General features: G+C 75.8%; 10 protein-coding genes. 3 read left to right on the forward strand and 7 right to left on the reverse strand.

Translation table 11 applies throughout. The features are described 5' to 3' along the window. The 7 genes from amrb99_RS44705 to amrb99_RS44735 form a co-directional block, all read right to left on the reverse strand. The coding region (locus amrb99_RS44705; RefSeq protein ID WP_190868139.1) for a serine/threonine-protein kinase at window positions 1-889 on the reverse strand (889 nt) is incomplete at its 3' end. Between the two features lie 15 nt (window positions 890-904). Beyond that, window positions 905-2,584 carry a serine/threonine-protein kinase gene (locus amrb99_RS44710; RefSeq protein ID WP_190868141.1) on the reverse strand — a complete coding sequence of 560 codons (1,680 nt, stop codon included), beginning with the start codon at window positions 2,582-2,584 and terminating at the stop codon, window positions 905-907. Window positions 2,585-2,650: 66 nt separating this feature from the next. Beyond that, entirely contained in the window at window positions 2,651-6,010 is a 3,360-nt protein-coding gene (locus amrb99_RS44715) for a hypothetical protein (protein ID WP_190868143.1), read from the reverse strand. A gap of 41 nt (window positions 6,011-6,051) precedes the next feature. Further along, window positions 6,052-9,231, reverse strand: a complete 3,180-nt coding sequence (locus tag amrb99_RS44720; RefSeq protein WP_190868145.1) for a chromosome partitioning protein ParA — start codon at window positions 9,229-9,231, stop codon at window positions 6,052-6,054. Continuing rightward, complete coding sequence (locus amrb99_RS44725) at window positions 9,228-9,899, reverse strand: hypothetical protein (protein ID WP_190868147.1); 672 nt, start codon at window positions 9,897-9,899, stop codon at window positions 9,228-9,230. The genes amrb99_RS44720 and amrb99_RS44725 overlap by 4 nt, the downstream gene beginning before the upstream one ends. After that, window positions 9,892-10,746 carry a hypothetical protein gene (locus amrb99_RS52010; protein WP_241756522.1) on the reverse strand — a complete coding sequence of 285 codons (855 nt, stop codon included), beginning with the start codon at window positions 10,744-10,746 and terminating at the stop codon, window positions 9,892-9,894. Before amrb99_RS52010 ends, amrb99_RS44725 begins: the two co-directional genes overlap by 8 nt. Window positions 10,747-10,748: 2 nt before the next feature. Next, a complete protein-coding gene (locus tag amrb99_RS44735) occupies window positions 10,749-11,954 on the reverse strand; it encodes a hypothetical protein (protein ID WP_190868149.1) in 1,206 nt (401 codons plus the stop codon). Between the two features lie 198 nt (window positions 11,955-12,152). Between amrb99_RS44735 and amrb99_RS52015 the strand changes: the two genes are divergently transcribed. From amrb99_RS52015 to amrb99_RS44755, 3 genes are all read left to right on the forward strand, one after another. Beyond that, a complete protein-coding gene (locus amrb99_RS52015; RefSeq protein WP_241756523.1) occupies window positions 12,153-16,619 on the forward strand; it encodes a LuxR C-terminal-related transcriptional regulator in 4,467 nt (1,488 codons plus the stop codon). A gap of 103 nt (window positions 16,620-16,722) precedes the next feature. Further along, complete coding sequence (locus amrb99_RS44750; RefSeq protein WP_190868151.1) at window positions 16,723-18,399, forward strand: AMP-binding protein; 1,677 nt, start codon at window positions 16,723-16,725, stop codon at window positions 18,397-18,399. Window positions 18,400-18,476: 77 nt separating this feature from the next. After that, the gene (locus tag amrb99_RS44755) at window positions 18,477-19,391 is read left to right on the forward strand and encodes an AMP-binding protein (RefSeq protein WP_190868153.1); all 915 of its coding nucleotides are present in this window, start codon (window positions 18,477-18,479) and stop codon (window positions 19,389-19,391) included. The last annotated feature ends 417 nt before the right edge of the window (window positions 19,392-19,808 follow it).

The raw sequence follows: 19,808 nt of genomic DNA on the forward strand, positions 1-19,808 counted from the left end.
CGCCCGCCGCACCGGCCGGGACGAGCCCGGCGGCGGCCAGCGGGAACAGCGCGGCGAGCGCGACGGCGGCGCCCGCCAGGGCGCGGACGCCCCGCGACTCCCAGTCCGGCCCGTACGCGCCGCCCGCGACCTCGTCGAGCCGCCCGACGAACGCCGACGCGCTGACCGGACGGTCGGCCGGGTCCTTGGCCATGCCCCGCGCGACGAGCGGGCGCAGCGGCTCCGGGACGTGCTCGGCCGGCACGGCGCCGTCGAGATGCCCCGCCATGATCGACGCGCGGTCCCCGGTGTACGGGCGGCGGCCGGTCAGGGCCTCGTAGAAGACGCACGTCGCCGCGTACACGTCGGTCGCGGGGGTGGCGGGCTCGCCGCGCCACTGCTCCGGCGCCATGTACAGCGGCGTCCCCGCGGCGGAGGCGCCGCCCGCCACGACCGCGATGCCGAAGTCGACGAGCCTGCTGCGGCCGTCCGCCGGGACGATCACGTTCGCGGGCTTGTAGTCGCGGTGGACGACCCCGGCGGCGTGCGCCGCGGCGAGCCCGAGGAGCGACCCCTTCAGCGCGCTGAGCGCCGCCTCCGGCTCCAGCGCCCCGTACCTGCGCAGGATCTCCCGGAACGGGACGCCGTCCACCGCCTCCATCACGATGGCGAGGTCGTCGCCGTGCTCGACGAGCCGGTAGAGCCGGGCCACGTGGGGGTCGTGAACCCGGCCGAGCATCCGCGCCTCCTCCCGGAACCGGTCCCGCGCCTCCGGGTCGGCGCCGGCCGCGAGGTACTTGATCGCGACCGGTGTGCCGCGGACCGCGTGCCGCGCCAGCACGACCCGGCCCTGCGCGCCCCGCCCCAGCTCCCGCACCTCGTCGAACTCCGGAACACGCCACTGCGCCATGGGACGTCCCTCCCGTCAGGTCCAGGTCGCCTTCGCGAGGATCTCGTCGAGGCCCGGGGTGCCGAACTCGTCGAGGATGAGGAGGCGCGGCTCCGTCAGGTACCAGTACCGCTGGACGTACGTCACGCTGGTGGGCTTGAACTGGTCGGCGCCTTGCAGGACGAGGCAGTGGATGCGCCATTCGCGGTACTGGGCCGTCCGCGTCCCGACCTTCGCGGTGCCCGTGCGCACGGGCTTGGCCCGGTCGGCGTCGGTGCCGATGCCGTTGAGGTCGCCGCGGTGCGGGCAGGTGCGGAAGGCTTCGGTCTCCGGCCCCCAGGGGCGGTCGGTGGTGAAGCCCTTCCAGCCGTTCTCCTGGTCGTTGCGCCACGGTTCGCCGATCACCACGAATCCGGGGCAGTTGTTGTCGTAGGCCTTCCGGTTCTTGTCCTTCGGGGCGCCGATCGTGGACGGGGAGCATGCTCCGGGGGAGTTCACCCAGTAGTTGCCCTTGGGACGGCCCGGAAGGTCGGTCAGCGGCGAGAGCCTCCAGTCCACGGGGGTGGTGAGGGTGAACGTGCCGAACGACATCCGCTGCCCGGACGGCGTCGCCTTGGCCGTCGCCGTGGCGGCGACGGGGGTGTGGTCGCGGTCGGGGCGGGTCGCGGCGTAGACGCCGGCTCCGACCGCGGCGGTGCCGGCGACGGCGGCGCCCGCGATCGCGACGCCCGCCTTGGTGCCGACCGCCGACAGGAGCCCGCCGGAGCCCGTCGCGGCCCCGCTCGTCCCCGCCGCTCCCGCCGCTCCCGCCGTACCGGCGCCCGCCGCGCCTGCGCCGCCGGGCAGCAGGCCCGCGGCGGCGAGCGGGAACAGCGCGGCGAAGGCGGTGGCCGCGATGGCCAGGGCGCGCACGCCCCGCTGCTCCCAGTCGGGGCCGTAGGCATTGACGGCGATACGGTCGAGTTCGCCGGCGAAGTGCGCGGCGCTCGGCGGACGGTACGCGGCGTCCTTCGCCATCCCCTGCAGCACGAGCGCGCGCAGCGGCTCGGGGACCGCGTCCGCCGGGACGGGCGCGTTCGAGTGCTGCCCCATCAGCCCGATGCGGTCGTCCGCGCGGTAGGGCCGCTCACCGGTCACGCATTCGTAGAAGACGCACGTGGCGGCGTAGACGTCGGTGGCCGGGGTCGCGGGTTCGCCGCGCCACTGCTCGGGCGCCATGTAGGCCGGGGTGCCCGACCGGTCGCCCTCGCCCGTCCACACGGCGATGCCGAAGTCGATGAGCTTGCTGAGGCCGTCCGCGCGGACGACGACGTTGGCGGGCTTGTAGTCGCGGTGCACGACCCCGGCGGCGTGCGCGGCGGCGAGCCCGCGCAGCGACCCCTTCAGGACCAGCAGCGCCGCCTCGGGGCCGAGGGCGCCGTGCTCGGCCAGGACCCGCTTCAGCGAGACGCCCTCGACCGCCTCCATGATCAGCGCGGTGCCGTTCTCGGTCTCGACGAGCCGGTAGAGCCGCGCCACGTGCGGGTCGTCGACCCGGCCGAGCATCCGCGCCTCGTTGCGGAAGGCGTCCCTGGCCCGCGGATCGGCGTCGGCGGGCAGGTACTTGATGGCGACGGGCGCGCCGGTCCCGCCGTGCCGGGCCAGCGCCACCCGCCCCTGCGCGCCGCGGCCGAGCTCGCGCACCTCCTCGAATCCCGAAACCCGCCACTGCGTCACCGGCCACCCCTTGGGTTCGTCCCGATCGGTCCACCATTGTGATGCGGCACACCGGGGGAAGGTTGGTCACTCCTCGGCGGTGCGCATGCGGCGGGCGGTGTAGGCCACGTCGGGGTGGGCGTGGGCGCGCAGGGTGCGCAGGAGGGCGCGCCAGGGGGCGGGCCAGCCCGCGCGGCGCGCGTGGACGCCGGTGAGCGCGGCGGCGAACAGCCCGCCCGCGAGGTCGCCGCGTCGGGCCAGCCGTTCCGCGTGGGGGAGGACCGCCTCGGGATCGGGCGTGCCGGCGGGGAGGGTGACGTACTCCGGGTAGGCGAGCCACCTCTCGTCCGCCCACGCGACGAGGGCCTCGGCGACCTCCCGGGCCGCGAGGACCCCGCCGGCGCACCCGTCCGCGAGGGCGTCCAGCGCGGCGGCCGTGCCGGGGCCGTCCCAGCGGAGCGTCGCGGCGGCCAGCTCGCGGGCGAGGTCGCCGGGGAGGCGGCCGTCCAGGGCGGCGACGGCCCGCTCCGCCGTGTCGCGGTCGCGGTTCGCGGCGCTGCGCACCGCGCCGACCAGCGCCGTCAGCCGCTGGAACGCCGGCAGGTCCCGTTCGGCGCCGGCGCTCGGCTCGTCGGGCGCGGCGGCCAGGCCGGCCGCGGTCGCGCCGAGCTCCGCCGCGCCGTAACCGGCGACGACGCAGCCGACCAGCGCGTCCAGGGCGGGCCTCCAGCCCTCGGTCACGGCGAGGTCGGTGACGAGACCGGCCACCACCGCCGGAGCGTCCGGTGCCCACTGCGCCCACTGAGGGACGTTCGGCAGCGCGGCGGCGCGCGCCTCGGTGTCGTCGGAACCCGCCACCCGCAGGACCAGCGAGGCGTAGAAGCCGCGGAACCGCTCCTCGACGGCCGGCGGCGGCGTGCCGAGCACCTGGCGGGCCAGGTCGCGCGGGCCGTCCGCCGCTTCGCCCAGGATCCGCCGCGCCACCGGTTCGGCCAGGTACGGGCGGACCGCCGAGGCGATCGCGGCGCGCACGTCCCGGTGCTGGCCGGGGTCGTCCCAGGCGGCGGCGACCAGGTCCAGGGCGTCCGGCACCCGGTTGTGCAGCAGGATCCGCAGCGCCTCCTTGCGCGCGGTGATCTTGCCCTCCCGGAGCGCCGGACCGAGGATCGCCGCCAGCTCCGACGGCCGGACGAAACGGGCCGCACGGGTCATCGCGTACATGGCGACGTGCGCGTGGTCCGTGGCGGCGTGCGCGAGCAGGTCCGGCAGGACGGCCTGCGGGGACGCCGTCCACGCCACCGCGGTCAGCGCGGTGCGGCGGATCCGGTCGTCGTCGGAGTCGAGGTAGGGGCGCAGCCGGGCCGCGTCCACGCCGGGGACCGTGCCGATGGTCCGGATCGCGCTCGCCCGCGCGTCGCCCGGCTGCTCCTCGTTCCCGGCCACGCGGGCGAGCAGGCCGAGGTAGGCGTCGCGCTGCCGGGACGTCCACCGGCGCATCCACGCCGCGGCCATGTGCGGGACGTAGGTGACGTCCGCGCGCTGGAACCGTCCGGGCGGAGTCGTCCCGCCGAGGACCAGGTGCAGCAGGTCGGTGCGCTCGCGGGCGACCGCGGCCAGGACGGCCGGGACCGCGACGGCCGACGGGTCCTTCGCGACGACCCGCCCGACGCGTTCGGCGCGGGTGCCCGGGGGAGCGAGCCACAGCCCGATGGCCTGCTTGAGGACGTCGTCGCTGCGCGCGTCGAGGGCGGCCTCCAGCGCGTCCTGGAGGCGCGGGACGCGGTGCGCGCGGCGGCCCAGCGCCCGCACGAGCACCAGTGCGAGGCGGTGGTCGTCGCGGCGCGCGGCGGCGTCGAGGTGGGGCGCGAGCGTGTCGGCGAGCCGGAACTCCTGGCCGTGCCGCAGCACGCGGTCGAGGCGGCCGAGGAACACCGCGCCGGCGTGGCCGATGAGCCGCTCGACCAGCTCCAGCCCGAACACGACCAGGTCGGCGTCGTCGCGGATCGCGCCCTGCCGGCAGAACGCGGCGGCGATCCGCCCGAGCGCCTGCCGGGTCATGTACGAGCAGTCGCGGGCGGCCAGCGCGTCGTCGGCGAACCGCGCCACCGCCGCCGCGTGCTCGGAGCGCAGCAGGCCCTCCGGGACGTTCGCGAGCGCGTCCAGAGCCGAGTACCGGACGGGATCCTGCTCGTTGCGCAGCCGGACGAGCGACTCCAGCATCGCGGTCAGCGTGCCCGGATCGCGGCTGCGCCCCGCGCACGCGATCAGAAGCGCGTAGCCGGTCGCGCGGTCGTCGGCGTCCGGGCGGCGGGTCAGCGCCTCCAGGACCGGCGTCCCTTCCTCGTACGGAAGGAACGCGCTGATGCTCCAGTAGCGCGCGGGCGTCTCGGCGACCCGGCGCAGGCGCAGCATCCGACGCGCCTCCCTCACCCGGAGCGCGCGCGGGAGGACGTCGAGGAGCGACTCGTCCAGCTCGACGGCCGACAGGTCCACCCCGGCCATCGCGGCGTCGAACACGTGCTCGCGGCGGGACGGCGGGAACGCCTTCAGCAGCAGGCGGAGCGCACTGTCGTCCTCGCGGACGGCCCGCGCCACCCGCGCCACGTCGCCGTCGCCGAGCGCCGCGAGCCGGTCCCGGACGGACCTGCGCCACAGCACCCGGCGCAGCGAGCGCTCGTACCGCTCGGAGGTCAGCAGCCGGATCATCCGGACCGGCTCCGCCTCCAGCAGGACACCGGTCTTCGAGTCCAGAGCGAACGGCAGCCCCGGGTCGCCGCCGAACCGCTCCAGCAATCCGACGACACGTCCTGGGTCGTGCCCCACCGCCGCCGCGACGCCGGGCCCGTACAGCCCCCACAGCCCCGCGCGCAGCCAGTCGGCCGCCTCCGCGAGCCGCCGCTCCGCATGGTCCAGCACGACGCCGGGATGCGCGCCGCCGAGCGACGCCCAGTTCGGGACGGCGCGCGCGAACGCGTCGATCCGCTCCGCCACCACCGGCGGGCTGCAGGCGGGCAGCAGCGCGGCGGCCTCCTCCACGCCCCAGCGGTCCGCGACCGGCCCGACGAGCGCGTCCGCCAGATCCGCGCGCCGCCGCCTGCGGACGGCGTCGTAGATCTCCGACCGGATCGCCGCCGGCGCGTCGTCGAGCCCGGCGAGGAACGGCTCCGGGCCGTTCCCGTGCTGCACGTACAGCCGGATCGCGCGGCACGCCAGCTCCGCGTCGGCGTCGCCCATGGCGCGCGCGATGTGCGCGAGCGACGCCTCGTCCCGCACGGCCGACGCGACGAACAGCCCCACGGACCGCTCGTAGTGGCCGCCGCCCGCCAGCTCGCCGAGCAGCGCCGCCAGCTCCGGCGTGCCGGCGCGTCCGCGCAGGTCCGCCAGCCGCCGGCAGCGCTCCCCGAACGGCAGCGGTTCGACCTCGGTCAGGAGCTCGTCAGCACGCATGCCGGGCATCCTGCCGGAATCGCCGCCTGCCTTCACATGATTTACGGCGCTTCGCCGGTACCGGCGGTCGTGCCGGTCGCGTCGGTCGTGCCGGTCACGTCGGCCCGCGCCCGGGTGACCGCCTCCGCCAGCTTCCGGACCCGCGGCTCGTGCTCGTCGTACCCCACGACGACCGGCGGCTCGTTGTACGGCATTGTGTCCGACGAGCGGCGCAGCTTCACGTACTGCCCGCACGCGTCGATCGCGTACGGCTCCATGTCGTCCTGCAACGCGCCGATCACCGTGATGCCGTGCGTCTCGCCGATCTTGCGGAACAGCGCCACGGCCTCCTTGCGGTGCTCCTTGCCCAGGTTGCGGCCCAGCTCGTCCAGCACCAGGCACAGCCGCCCGCCGCCGGAACTGGCCAGCGCCGCCGCGCACACCAGCTTGACCGCCTTCTCGTCCATCAGCGCCGTGTTCGCGCGCCGGTTGTACGGGACGTACCGCTGGCCGTCCGAGCGCCGCCACTTCGGCGTCACCCGCCAGCGCCACTCCTGCTCCGGGTCGCCGGGCTGCTCCGGCGTCGGGAACTCCAGCGTCGCGCCGTACCCGCCGTACGTCACGTCCAGCTTCTCGAACTCCTCCGACACCCGCTGGAGCCGCGCGCGGATCGCCGCCGTCAGCGCCGTCCGGTGCGCCTCCGCGGCGCCCGCCGCCTCCGTCGCGCCCTTGCGCGCCTTCTCCAGGTCGGCCCGGCGCCCGGACATCTGCACCTCGATCTGCCGCCGCTGGTGCTTCTCGTAGTCCTCCTGGCGGCGCAGGTAGCCCTCCAGCGACTTCGCCAGCCGCAGGAACGTGGCCTGCTCCCGGTCGGTGCGGCGGCCCTCGCCCTCGGCGCGCTCCCGCAGCAGGAACCGCGTCTCCTCCGGCATGTCCTCATCGGACGGGCCGTCCGGGAAGACGCGCCGCAGCGCCTCCGACAGATGCTTCTCGGCGGTGTGCCACCACTCGGCGGGCGTCCACGTCGCCTCGTCGTCGTCGAGGCCGGACAGCCACTCGGCGGCGCCGTCCCGGGAGCCGCCCCACTCCTTCTCCAGCTCCTCCAGGCCGAGCGCCGCGCGCTTGTCCGCCAGCTCCGCCGCCTTGCGCCGCACCCGGTCGCGGTCGCGGTCGTGCGCCTCCTTGCGCCCGCGCAGCCGGTCCACCTCCAGCGCGCGCGTGTCCGCTTTCGCCTGGAGCCGCCGCACGGCCTGCTCCGCCGACCCCAGCCGGGGACCGAGCTTCGACTCGCTGCTCGCCAGCTCCTCCAGCTGCGCCCGCAGCTCCGCCATGCGCTCGTGCACGGCGTCCAGCTCGTCCGCCGCCTGCGCGCCCGCGAGGCGGCGCCCCGCGCGCGCCACGTCGGCGGCGGCGTCGGACGTCGCCTGCCGCGCGCTCTCCAGCGCCTCCTTCGCCGCCTCCAGAGCGGCCCGCGCCGCCTGCACGCGCGCCACCCGCCCCGTCACCGGCTCGGGGAACCCGCCGACGATCACGACGCCCTTCCCGTCGCCCTCGAAGGCGCCGAAGAAGCGCGTCAGCGGCAGCGCGCACCGGACCCCCTCGGGGTGCCCCGGCACCGGCTCGCCGCCCGGGTTCAGCTCCCCGTCCGCCGGGACGATCATCGAGCCGGGCAGCCCCTTCAGCGCGTCCGCCGCCGCGTCCAGATCGGACGTCCCGACCACGACGGCCTCCCGGTACGGCCACAGCGCGGCCTCCCACCGGTCGCGGACGTCCTCGGCCAGCTCCACCGCGTCCAGCAGCCCCACCGCCGCGATCCCGGCGGCGGCCAGCGCCCGGATCTGCGCGGGCGCGCTGCTCTCGCCCGCCTCCGCCTCCGCCAGCGACCGTTCCGCGCGCGCGACGGCGCCGCGCGCCATCCCGAACTCCTGCTGCGCCTCGTCCCGGCGCGCCTCCGCGTCCGCCAGCTCCGCCTTCGCGGCGGCGCCGTCCCGCCCGTCGGCCTCCCGCCGCCGCTCCTCCAGCGCCGACACCTGCCGCCGCAGCTCCTCCATGCGGTTGCGGGCGACCGCCTTGTCCGCGCCGAGCTTGTCGGCCTGCCCCTTCAGCTCGGCCAGCGCCGCGCTCGCCTCGCCGAGCCGCGCGTCCAGCGCGCCCCCGGTGAGCTGCTCGATCTCCCGCTCCGCCGCCTTCGCCGCCGCCGCCAGCTCCTCGGCCTCGGCCCGCAGCCCCTCCTGCTCGGCGGCGAGCGCCGCGTCGGTCTCCGCCGCGTCCCCGAGCAGCCGCGCCTGCCGCGTCCGCCAGTGCCGCAGCGCCGCCGCGACCTCCTCGCGCGCCCGGTCGCGTCGGTCGAACGTCTTCAGCAGCGCCGCCGCCTCGCGCTCCCACTCCGCGAGCCGGTCCGCCGCCTCCGCCGCCTTCGCCCGCTCCCGGTGCTCCTCCGCCCGCGACTTGCGCTCGGCCTCCAGCTCCCGGTCGAGGCCGGTCAGCGCCGCGATCGCGCTGAAGATCCGCTCCGGGCTGATCTCGTTCAGCGGCTGCGACAGCAGGTTCGTCGCGACCTTCGACCGCACCGACGTCGACAGGAACGACACGCACCGCACCTGCCCGCCGTACAGGACGCGGCTCAGGTCCTTCGCCACCAGGTCGCGGCGGCCGGCGCTGCGCGGCAGGCTCGCCCACAGCCGGTCCGCGAGCGCGACCCGTCCCGCCTCCGACGGCGCCGACGCCAGGTACACGCCCTCCTGCCAGCGGATCTCCAGATGCGGCGCGTCCACGTTCACCCGCAGCCACACGGTCAGCGCGGTCTCACGGTCGTCGTCCCCGTCCTGGCCGTCCTCGTCCTGGCCGTTCTCGGTCCGGACGTCGGGGTCGGCGGCCTCGGCGTAGTCGAAGACGCCCACGATGTACCCGTGGTCCGCGCTCGCCCACTGGCTGTCGCCCTGCGCCGCCAGCTCCGCGTTGAACAGCAGCTCGGCCACGGCCCGCGCACCCGACGCGAACCGCCACTGCTCGTCGCCCAGCAGCGCCGTGATCGCCGCGATGAACGACGACTTGCCCGCCCCGTTGGAGTCCTTCGGGCCCTGCCCCGCCACCACGATCAGCGTGCCCGGCACGGTCGGCACCGGATGCGTCGACAGCCGCGAGATGTTCACCGCCTGCACCGCCACCAGCGTCCGGTCGCCGACGAGGTTCTCCGCGTCCCGGACGGGCCCCGGCACCAGCGGTTCCAGCACGGCCGTCATTCGCTCTCCCCCTGCTTGCGTTCCCGCCCCCGCCGCCGCGCCCGGATCGCCGCCGCCAGCGGCGAGTCCGGCCCCGCGGCCAGGATCAGCTCCTCCTGCAGCCGCCTGCGCGCCGCCGGCGTCAGCCGGTGGAACTGCGGCCCCGGCACGAAACCGCCCGCCTGCGCCGGGTCGGCCGGGTCGGCGCCCGCCTTCACCTGCGCCACCAGCCCGGCCAGCCGCAGCCGCCGCAGCGCCGCCTCGAGCTCCCCGACGGGCAGCTGCGTCCGCCGCCTCAGCTCCTCCACCGGCGTCGGGTACGGCGACAGCCACGAGTCGTCCTCCAGCAGCCCCGCCGCGCGCGGGATCGCCACCGAATGGATCAGCACCAGCGTCAGCACCGCCCGCTCCTGCACCGGCGGCACGCACTCCTCGTCCTTCGCCAGCTCCGCCGCGACGTCGTCCCGGTACCCCGAGATCCACGACGTCTGCTCCGACCGGACCAGCGTCCGGCCGCTCAGCGCCAGCATCTCCTCGACCGTCCGCCGCAGCGCCGGCTCCCGCAGCGCCGGGAACCGCACCTCCGGCACCGGCTCGGCGGCGTGCTCCACCGCCATGTACGCCGCGACCAGCTCCGCCCGCCGCCGCTCGTCATAGCCGCGCAGCAGGCCCTCGAACAGCTCACTCACCGCCGCTCCCCGGACCTTCCTCACGCGACGCGTCCTCGCGTGCAGCCCGTGGACCGTCTTCCGGGTCCGGCTCGGCCTCGTCGGGGCCGGTCGGCGGCGAGTTATCCACAGAAAGAGATTTCTCCGCCGCCGGTGCCGGGGGCGCGGCAGGCTCGTTCACGGAAGGTGACCTGAACACCACAGGAGGCGCGGATGACGCACGTTCACCACCCGGTGCCGAAGGCTCCGCGGCCGAAGCCGGCTCGTCGTCGGCCGGTTCGGCGGGACGAGGGGACGGGACGGCCGGAGGCTCGTCGAGCGGGTCCTGGGCGTGCGATATCGCGGGGGGCGGCGGGGGTTCGGGCAGGCGGTGCAGAAGGGAACGCAGCGATGACAGCGTGTGCTCCGCCCACAGGGAGACCCGCGGACCGGGACGGACGGTACCGCTCTTCCCTGCGGTGCCCTCGTCCAGGAGAAGCCACCCGGTGTCGGCCAGGCGGCGCAGCTCGCCGGTGGCCCAGCGGCGCGCCAGGTCCGCGTCCCCCCGGGACATGCCCGCGTAGACGTCCAGGACGGCCGCGACCGTCGCCGGCGCTCCCGGCCACGGGGCGTCGTCCAGCCGCGTCCAGCAGCACCGCAGCGCGGCGGCGAGCACCCGGCGCGCCTGACCCGCGCGGTCCAGCGGCATGGGCGCGGTCTCGTACTCCTCCAGAAGCGCGGGCGTCGCGCCGTCCGGCCAGACCGGCAGCAGCCACACCCGGTCGCCGTCCGTGGCCGCGGCCGTCCCCGCCGGGACCGGATCGGCCGCCGCGACCGACGGGGCGCCGAGCACGCGGGCGCGGGCCCGCGCGAGAACCTGCGGGTCCACGGTCACGTCCTCTCGAACCATCCGGGCGTCACCCAGGTGGGCGCGCCGTCCGGGCGGACGTCCAGGCCGTCCGACCAGACGAGCCGGTACGGGAGCTCGGGGTGCAGATGGGCCGACGACAGGTCGGCCAGCGTCCGGCGCGCGGTCACCCAGTCCTGCGCGAGGACGTCGTGCACGGCGACCCGGTCCCGCCCGCGCAGGACCTCCTCCGCCATGGCGCGCAGCCGCTCCATCGCCGTGATGTCGGAGCCGGTCTCCGACGACAGCCCGGTGTCGGGCACGGACGGCCGCGGCGGCGCCGGCCGCGGCGGGGTCGCGCGCGGCCCGTCCTCGACGGCGGTCACCACCGCGGACGGCTCGTGCCACGGCGCGGCGGCGTCGAACACGAAACCGTCCAGGACCGCCGCGAGCTCCTCGCGGCCCGCGGTACGGGCGAAGGTGCGCCACGTCTCGGGCGGAAGGAGGGTCAGGTTGCGGGTCGTGCCCGCGGAGTCCGTCAGGCGCGCGGCCGCCCGCCGCGACGCGTCGCCGTAGGCGTAGATGGCGGCGCGCAGGTCCGTGCAGGTGCGGTCGAGCTGCGGCCACCGCCGCAGGATCGCCCCGTGCAGCCGCTCGGCGCGCAGCAGGATCTCCTCGGTGCCCCACAGCTTCGGCGCCTGCTCCCGCAGCTCCTCGATCGTCCCGTTGGTGAGCGTGACGAGTTCGACGCTCCACAGCCGGAACGCGCGGGCCAGGCCCTCCGCGCCGTCGCGCGCCTGCTCGGGCGTCATCCGCGGGTCGGCGACGTTGAGCTGCTCCAGCGCGAGGAGCCGGTGCATCTCGCTCTGCCCGCCGTCCAGCATCATCCGCCGCACGAACATCAGCCCGACCACGCTGGTGAACGACGCCCGGTACCGCAGCTGGTTCGGCTTGGGGAACACCTCCCGGACGGCGCCGAGCCCCTTCAGCACCCGCAGCCGGTTCTCGAACACCTCGGACGGGTACCGGCGGCACACGTACCGCATCTGCTCCCGGCTCAGCCCGTCCTCGCCCGCGTCGGCGAACGCGGCGAGCAGCGTCTCGGCGACGTCCACCAGCTCGGGATCGTCCACCACGGCGCCGCTGTCGCGCGCCAGCGCCGCGAACATCTGCCGGTACACGCCCAGCACGGCCTCGCCGACCAGCACGTCGTCGAGGCTGGCGGCCGCGTTCTCGGAGGCGGTGGACACGGCGCACTACGGTACGGCCCCGCGGCGCCCAAGGTGGAATCGGCGGCGGGACCGCCCGCGAGAAAGGGCCCCCGAAACCGCAGACGGGGCACGCACAGCGATGACACACTCACAGAGCGACCCGGACTTCGCGGGCCGCAGGCCGCACCAGGGCACGGAGCGCAACGGGCCGGGCCCTTCGGACACGGCAGGAGGGGCATGAGCGACCCGAGATCTCCCCTGAGGACGAACCTCCCCGCCGAACCCAACGCCTTCGTCGGCCGCGAGCGCGACGTGGCCGACCTGCGCCGCCTCCTGGAGGGCATGCGGGCGGTCACGCTGTGCGGAGCGGGCGGCATCGGCAAGACGCGGCTGGCCCTGCACGTCGCGCGGACGATGCTGGACGCCCACCCCGACGGCGTCTGGCTCGTGGAACTCGCCGGCGTCCGCGCCGACGGCACGCCCGAGCCGGTCGCGCGGCGCGTCGCGGCGGTGCTGGACGTGGCGGAGGAGGAGGGCCGCCGGACCGCCGACACGCTCGCCGACACGCTGCGCGGGCCGTCGGTCCTGATCGTCCTGGACAACTGCGAGCACGTCATCGAGGAGTGCGCGGAGCTGACCGGCCTGCTGCTGGCCCGCTGCCCGCGGATGCGGGTGCTGGCGACCAGCCGCGAGCCGCTGCGGATGGCGGGCGAGAACGTCTGGCGGGTCCCGCCGCTCGAACCGCACGAGGCGGTGCGCCTGTTCGCCGACCGGGCCCGCGCCGCCCGCCCCGGCTTCGACGTCACCGGCGGCGTCGAGGAGGTCACGCGGGCGCTGGACGGCATGCCGCTGGCGCTGGAACTGGCGGCCGCGCGCGTCCGGGTGCTGTCGGTCGAGCAGATGGCCGGCCGCCTCGCTGACCGGTTCCGGCTGCTCAGCGCCGGCGACCGGACCGCGCCGCCCCGGCAGCGGACGCTCCGCGCGGCGATCGACTGGAGCCACGACCTGCTCGACGAGCGGGAGCGGACGCTGCTGCGCCGGCTGTCGGTGTTCGCCGGCTGGACCCTCGAACAGGCCGAGCACGTCTGCGCGGACGCCGCGCTCCCCGCCGAGGACGTCCTGGACCTGCTGACCGCGCTGGTCGACAAGTCCCTGGTGGCCGTCGCGGGGGAGATGGCGGGGCAGGTCCGGTTCCACCAGCTCGACAGCATCCGCGAGTACGCCGCCGAACGCCTCGCGGAGGTGGGCGAGGACGCGGAGTTCCGGAACCGGCACCGCGACGCGGTACTGGAGGACGCCGAGCGCCACGGGAGGCTCGGCATGGCGGAGGTGCCCGGCGCCTGGGCCGACCGGGTCGCGCTGTTCCGCCGGTACGACGCCGAACTCGGCAACGTCCAGGCCGCGCTCACCTGGTCGCTGGACCGCGGCGACATCGGCAAGGGCCTGCGGCTGTGCACCGCGCTGCGCACCTTCTGGATCGTCCGGGGCCGCGTCGCCGAATGGGCCGACTGGACGGACCGGTTCCTCGCCCGCTCGCACGGCACCGACCCGCGCGTCCTGGGCGCGGCGCTCGCGGGGCGCGCGCAGCTGGCCGTCGGCGGCCGCGACTTCGCCCAGGCCGCCCGGTACGCCGAGGAGGCCCTCGGCCCCTGCCGGGCCGCCGGGGACACGTTCGCCACCGCGTCCGCCCTGGTCACGCTGGCCGAGTCGCTCGCCCGCGCGGGCCGGTTCACGGACGCCGCGCAGCGGCTGGACGAGGCCGACGCGATCGCCGCCGGGCCCGGCCTGGACTGGGTCCGCGCCTACGCCCGGATCACCCGCGGCTACCTGCTGATCCGCCGGGTCCGCCTCCGCGAGGCCCGCGAGCACCTCGACGCGGGCGCGAGGCTGATGCGGGAGATCGGGCAGCTCTGGGGCGCCGCACACGCCATCATCGGCCTCGGCCGGCTCGCCGAGCTCCGCGGCGACCCCGGCGCGGCCCGCGCCCATTACGCGGACGTCCTGCCGATCCTGGCGGAGATCGGGGCGCGTCCGGAGATGGCGCGGGCGCTCGCCGGCATCGGCCGGGTCGCGCTGGAGCAGCGGGACATGGCGTCCGCGCGGGAGGCGCTGGCGGAGAGCCTGTCGCTGAGCCGCTCGTCGGGCATCCGCCTCGACGTCGCCCGCGCCCTGGAGACCTTCGCCGAACTGGTCGCCGTCGAGGGCGACGCGCGCGGCGCGGTGACGCTCGCCGGCGCCGCGTCCGCGCTCCGCGAGGCCACCGGCCGCCACCCCGCCGCCGGCGCCCGCCGCGAACGGATGCTGGAACCGATCCGCCGCCGCCTCGGCGAGCCCCTCATCGCCCAGTTCTGGGGCGAGGGCCGCGCGATGCCTCCCGACGACGCGGTCGACTACGCCCTCCACGCCCACAACGCCGCACCCCCCCCCGTCCCCCCTCCACGCCCCAGCCAAGAACGACCCCGGCCCCCCGTACCACCGACCTGGGAACACCCGACACGCCGTCCCACCCGCGAACCAAGGACGGAACACGAACCGAACGTAGCGGTCCGCCGCCCGCCCATCAACAGCCAGGCAAGCGCAACACAGCACTCAACCCATCCCGGCGGGGCACCAGACCCGAGCGCACTGCGGAACCAGGAAAGCGCCGGCAAGGAGCCAGGCGCGCAGCGGCCCACCGTGGCGCAACTACCGGCCAACGCGCGCGAACCAGAGACGCCCCTCATCCCTGCTGCGCAGTCCGTCCCACGCAAGCCGGACGGCGCCCCGGCACGCGCAGCGCAGCCTCCATCAAACGCGATGAGTTCCGAAGCCACCCCAGAGTCGCCCACGGCCCGACGACCCGAAGCCGACCACCAAAGACCGAACGAGGACCCGGCAGACCCGTCGCAAGGCTCAACGGTGACGCGGCAGAAGGCCGTGCAAGAGCCAAGCCCGGCTCACGTACAGGAACTCGCCCGGCAGAAGACCGGCGGACAAGAGTCACGTGTTGAGCAGAAAAACACGCCAGGACCAGCGGCGACTCGGGATGAGGACAAGCCGGGCCAGGGTGCGATACCTGCCCAGCGGAGCAGCGCTCAGGACAGCGGTCGACGACACTCCACAAGCGGGCCGACGAGCACGAAGCAAGGACCGGCGGCAGAACGGTTCCGGAACGAGCGAGAGATGGGCGCGGTCTGGGCGCAGGGGCTCGGCTGGCACGAGGAGAGCGGGCGCCAAGCCGGAAGCGGCGAGTCGGCGGGCGCGTCGTCAGAACCGGCGGTGGCGCGGCATGAGGACGAGCGGGAGCCGAGCGCGAATCAGGAACAGCAGCCCGGCCAACAGGAGCCCGGGCGACGAGTGACAAGTGCTGATCAACACCAGCAGCCCGGCGCGCGGGAGGCCGGGCGACAAGTGACAGGTTCCGAGCAGCCAGGCGTGTCGCAGGGATCGGCCGCATTGCCCTCCGAGGAGGAGCCACGTCCAGGCGCGGTCGGGGCACAAGGCCTCAGCTGGCAGGAACAGAGCGAGAGCCAAAACAGGAGCGGTCGGCAGGAGACCGGCGGACAAGTGCCGAGTGTGGAGCAGACGGATACGTCGCCGGGGTCGGCGGCAGGGCGGTATGGGGACGAGCGGGGGTCGGGTGTGGCGCCCAGCCTGCGGAGCGGCGGCCAGGTGCCGAGTGTGGAGCAGGCAGATGTGTCGCCGAGGTCGGTGGCGGCCCGGTTTGGGGACGGGCGGGGGTCGGGTGCGGTGCCTGGTTGGCAGAGCGGCGGGCAGCAGGGTGGTGGGCAGGTGTCGAGTGTGGAGCAGGCAGGTGCGTCGCCGGGGTCGGCGGCAGGGCGGTATGGGGACGAGCCGGGGCCAGGTGTGGCGCCCGGTCGGCAGAGCGGCGGACGACAGGGTGGAGGGCGGCTGTCGAGTGGGGAGCGGGCGGATGTTTCGTTGGGGTCGGTGGCGGGGCGGTTTTGGGGCGAGCGGGGGCTGGGTGCGGCGCCTAGCTGGCGGCGCGGCGAGGGGCTGAGCGGTGAGCGGCAGGGTGGTGAGCGGCAAGGCGGCGGGCAGGAGGGCGGCGGGCAGGAGGGCGGCGGGCGGCAGATCGCAGCCGACCTGTTCAACGCCGGCGCGGGTGGCGGGCGACAGGGTGGCGAGCAGGTGGGTGGCGGGCAGGTGGGCGGTCGACGGGTCGCGGGCGGCGAGCCGGTGGACGAGTCGCAGGGAGCAGCAGCGGTGACGCGGTTGGGAGCGCAAGGAGCAGCGGCGTGGGGTGGGGGCGAACCGGAGGCGGGGGCAGGAGAAGGACGCGTCGGCGGTGAGATGGCGGCTGGTGAGCGGTTCGGGGTGATGCACGGGTCGGAAAAGGCGGGGCAGGTCTGGGGCGGACGTGCGTCGGGCGCCAGCGAGGAGTGGGAGGCCGGACGGGACCTTCTGGGTGGTGAGCAACGGGGCGAGGCGCGGGATGCGCGTCCTCGGAGCGGCCCAGGTGGGGGGCGGGCGATGGAGGGGCGGGCTCGGCCGTTCACGCCGCCGAGCACCTTGACAGGGCGGGAGCGGGAGGTCGCACGGCTCGTCGCGCGCGGGTTGACCAACCGCGGGATCGCGGACGAGCTGGTGATCAGCCCGGCGACCGTCGCGCGGCACGTGACGAACATCCTGACCAAGCTGGGCTACTCGTCCCGTGCGCAGATCGCCGCATGGGTCGTGGAGACCCTTTCGCCCGAGGACTGAGGGGGTGTGTACACATCTCGGAGCGGTGAGGGGGTGCTGAATACGACCATGCCTGCGTAGTCCGGTGCATGTGCTGACGCGGCGTCCAACATAGCGTCGGCGCATGATCTCCCAGGGTGTGGACGTGGCCGCCGCGTACCCCGGCGCGACGGTGACGCGTGCCGTGCTCGGCGGGGCCGGTTCCGGACCGGAGAAGACCGCGCGGCCCGCCGTGGCCGACGCGTCGTCCGGCCGGTCGCTGACGTACGGCGAGCTGGCCGCGCGGACGGGCGCGGCGGCGTCCGGGCTCGTGCGGGAGGGGATCCGGCCGGGGGACGTGGTGGGCCTGCACCTGCCGGGCGGCCCCGAGTTCGCCCTCGCGCTGCACGCGGTCACCGCCGCAGGCGCCGTCCCGTTCCCCGTGGGCGGGCCGTCCGCCGCCGAAACCGCGCGGCTGCTGGAGTCCGCCGGAGCCCGGACGGTGATCACCTGGCCGGGGCTCGCCGATGACGTCCGGGGGCAGGAGCGGCGTCTGTTCTGCTTCGGGGAGGAACCCGGTACCGAGCCGTTCTCGGCATTGCTCACCGGTGCTGCGGCGCCGGCGGCTCCCGTGGATCCGGCCCGCGACTCCGGCGACGCGGAACCTGCTACCGAAGCGTTCTCTGCGCTCGGTGTCACTGCATCGGAGGTTGCTGTCGACCCGGGCGATCCCGGCGGCGCGGAAGCCGGTACCGAGCCGTTCTCGGCGCGGTCGACCGGTGTCGCGGCGCCGGTGGTCCCCGTCGACCCGGCGCGCGATCTCGCGCTCATCGTCTGCGCCGGTGGTCCGCCCGGGCCGGGTCGGACGGTCCGGCTCACCCACGCGGAGATGGTCGCCGCCCTGGTGCGGGTCGCCGAGGCCGGCATGATCGGCGCCGCCGACACCGTGCTGACCGCGCTGCCGCTCACCGGGGTCCTCGGCCTGAACGGCGTCCTCAACCCGGGCCTGCGTCTCGGGGCCACGATCGTCGCCTTCACCGGCGGCCGCCACGACCTGCTGCGCGCGTTGCAGCGGTGGCGCGCGACCGTGGCGGTGCTGCCGCCGTCCATGGCCGAGACGCTCGGCCGCGATCGCACGGTCGGCCGCTACGACCTGCGGACGCTGCGCGCCGTCGTCACCGTGGGCGGGCCGCTCGCCGCCGAGGACGCGCGCGCCGCCGCGGCCCGGCTCGGCTGCCCGGTCAGGCAGGCGTACGGGCTCGCCGAGGCCGCCGGCATCACGCACCTCAACCTGCGCGCCGCCGAGGAGGGCACGCTGGACTCCGTCGGACGCGGCCTGCCCGGCGTGAAGTGGTGCGTCGTCCATCCGCGGACCGGCGCCGGCCAGCCGTCCTACCAGCCGGGCGAACTGTGCGTACGGCTGCCGGTGGCCCGGACCGCCGCCGTCCCCGTCCGCTGGCTGCCGACCGGAGACTCCGCGTTCGCCGACGACCACGGCCGCGTGTTCGTGCTCGGCCGGGTGGGACGCGCCCGGCCCGAGCCGCCCGGCGAACCCGAGGCGGTGCTCGCCGCGCATCCAGCGGTGTCCGACGCCGCCGTCGCGCCCGTCCCCGACGAGGACCTCGGCCTGGCGCCGCACGCGTTCGCCGTCGTCACCGACGAGACCTCCGCCGACGACCTGCTCGCCTACCTCGACACGCACGTCGCAGGGCGCCGCGGGGTCGTCGCCGTTCACCTGGTCGAGGAGATTCCCCGCGATTCTGGCGGGCGTGTCCGGCGCCGGGCCCTCCTCGACCGCGCCGGCCTCGGCCGACTCCCGTGATCCACCTGGGCGGCTACACATGTGTCTACATAGGTCTTCGGATGTGGCGGCGCTGGAGCCGGGCATACGGTCGCCGCATGCTGGACGGAGAGACCGGCGCGGTGGGCGTCGCCGACGCGACGGTGACGCGGACGGTGCTGGCGGCGATGGGCGGCGGCGACCGGACGGCGGTCGTCGACCGGGGGCGGCCGCTGGGCCGCGCCCGGTTCGCGGAGGCGGTGCCCGCGGCGGCCCGGGGCCTGCGGTGGCATGGGGTGCGCGGCGGCGACGTCGGCGCGATCCACCTCGCGGACGCCTGCGACCTGGCACTCGCCGTGCACGCGGTCGGTGCGGCCGGAGCCGTGCCCGCGCCGCTGCCGCTGGACGCGCCCGCGGACGAGATCGCCGCGATGATGAACGAGGCGGGCGCGCGGTTCCTGATGACGGGGGAGGAGACCGCCGCGCGGTCGATGGCCGCAGCGGACGACTCGTACGTGCGGCAGGTCTTCGCGTTCGGGGACGTGCCGGGCGCCACCCCGTTCGACCGGCTGCTGGAGGCGGGTACCGGGTCCGGCGAGGCGCCGTCCCCCGATCCGCTGCGCGACGCGGCGCTGCGGCTCATGGGTCCGCTCGAAGACGTCACGCATGCCGATCGGCTCGCGGACCTCTACCGGCTGGCCGGCACCGTCGCGCTCGGCGAGGACGACGTTCTGGTCTGCTGCGGTTCGGACGTGCCGGTGCGGACGTGGGTCGGGCTCATCGACCTGTGCCTGGTCCAGGGCGCTGTGTTCGCCGGAGTGCCGGAGCCGGGCGCCCGCGAGCTGCTGGAAGCGGTCCTGCGGTACGGGGCGACCGCCTTGGTCGTCGGCCCCGCGAAGCTGCGCGCGCTGGCGTTCGACCACGGCGCGGTCCCGACGCGCGGGCTTCGGGTGCTGGTGGCGGGCACGCCGTCGGTGGAAGCGGCGCGCGCCTGCCGGATCCGGCACGGCTGGACGGTGTCGCCGCTGCCCTGAGCAGCCCGCTTAAGAGAGCCCGGTGTTTTGAGCGGCGGCCTGTTTAAGAAGGTCTGGTGCCCTGAAAGGCCCGCTTAGGAGCAGCCGGTGTTCTGAGCGGCCCCTTAAGAAGGGGCCGGTGTTCTGAGCGGCCCACTGAAAGGGGCCGGTGTTCTGAGCGGCCCACTGAAAGGGGCCGGTGTTTTGAGCGGTCCGCCAAGAGGGCGAGCTTGTGAGGTGGGTGCGCTTGTCCGGTGTCCTGAGCAGCCCGCTTAGGGGAGGGGGGTGTTTTGAGCGGCGGCCGCTTCAGGAGAGGCCGGTGTGTTGAGCGGCCCGTTCGGGAGGGGCCGGTGTTTTGAGCGGCCCGTCAAGAGGGCGAGCTTGTGAGGTGGGTGAGCTTGTCTGGTGTCCTGAGCAGCCCGTTTGGGGGAGGGTGGT

The sequence above is a fragment of the Actinomadura sp. RB99 genome, from assembly GCF_014706005.1.
In the GTDB taxonomy this organism is placed as follows: Bacteria; Actinomycetota; Actinomycetes; order Streptosporangiales; family Streptosporangiaceae; genus Spirillospora.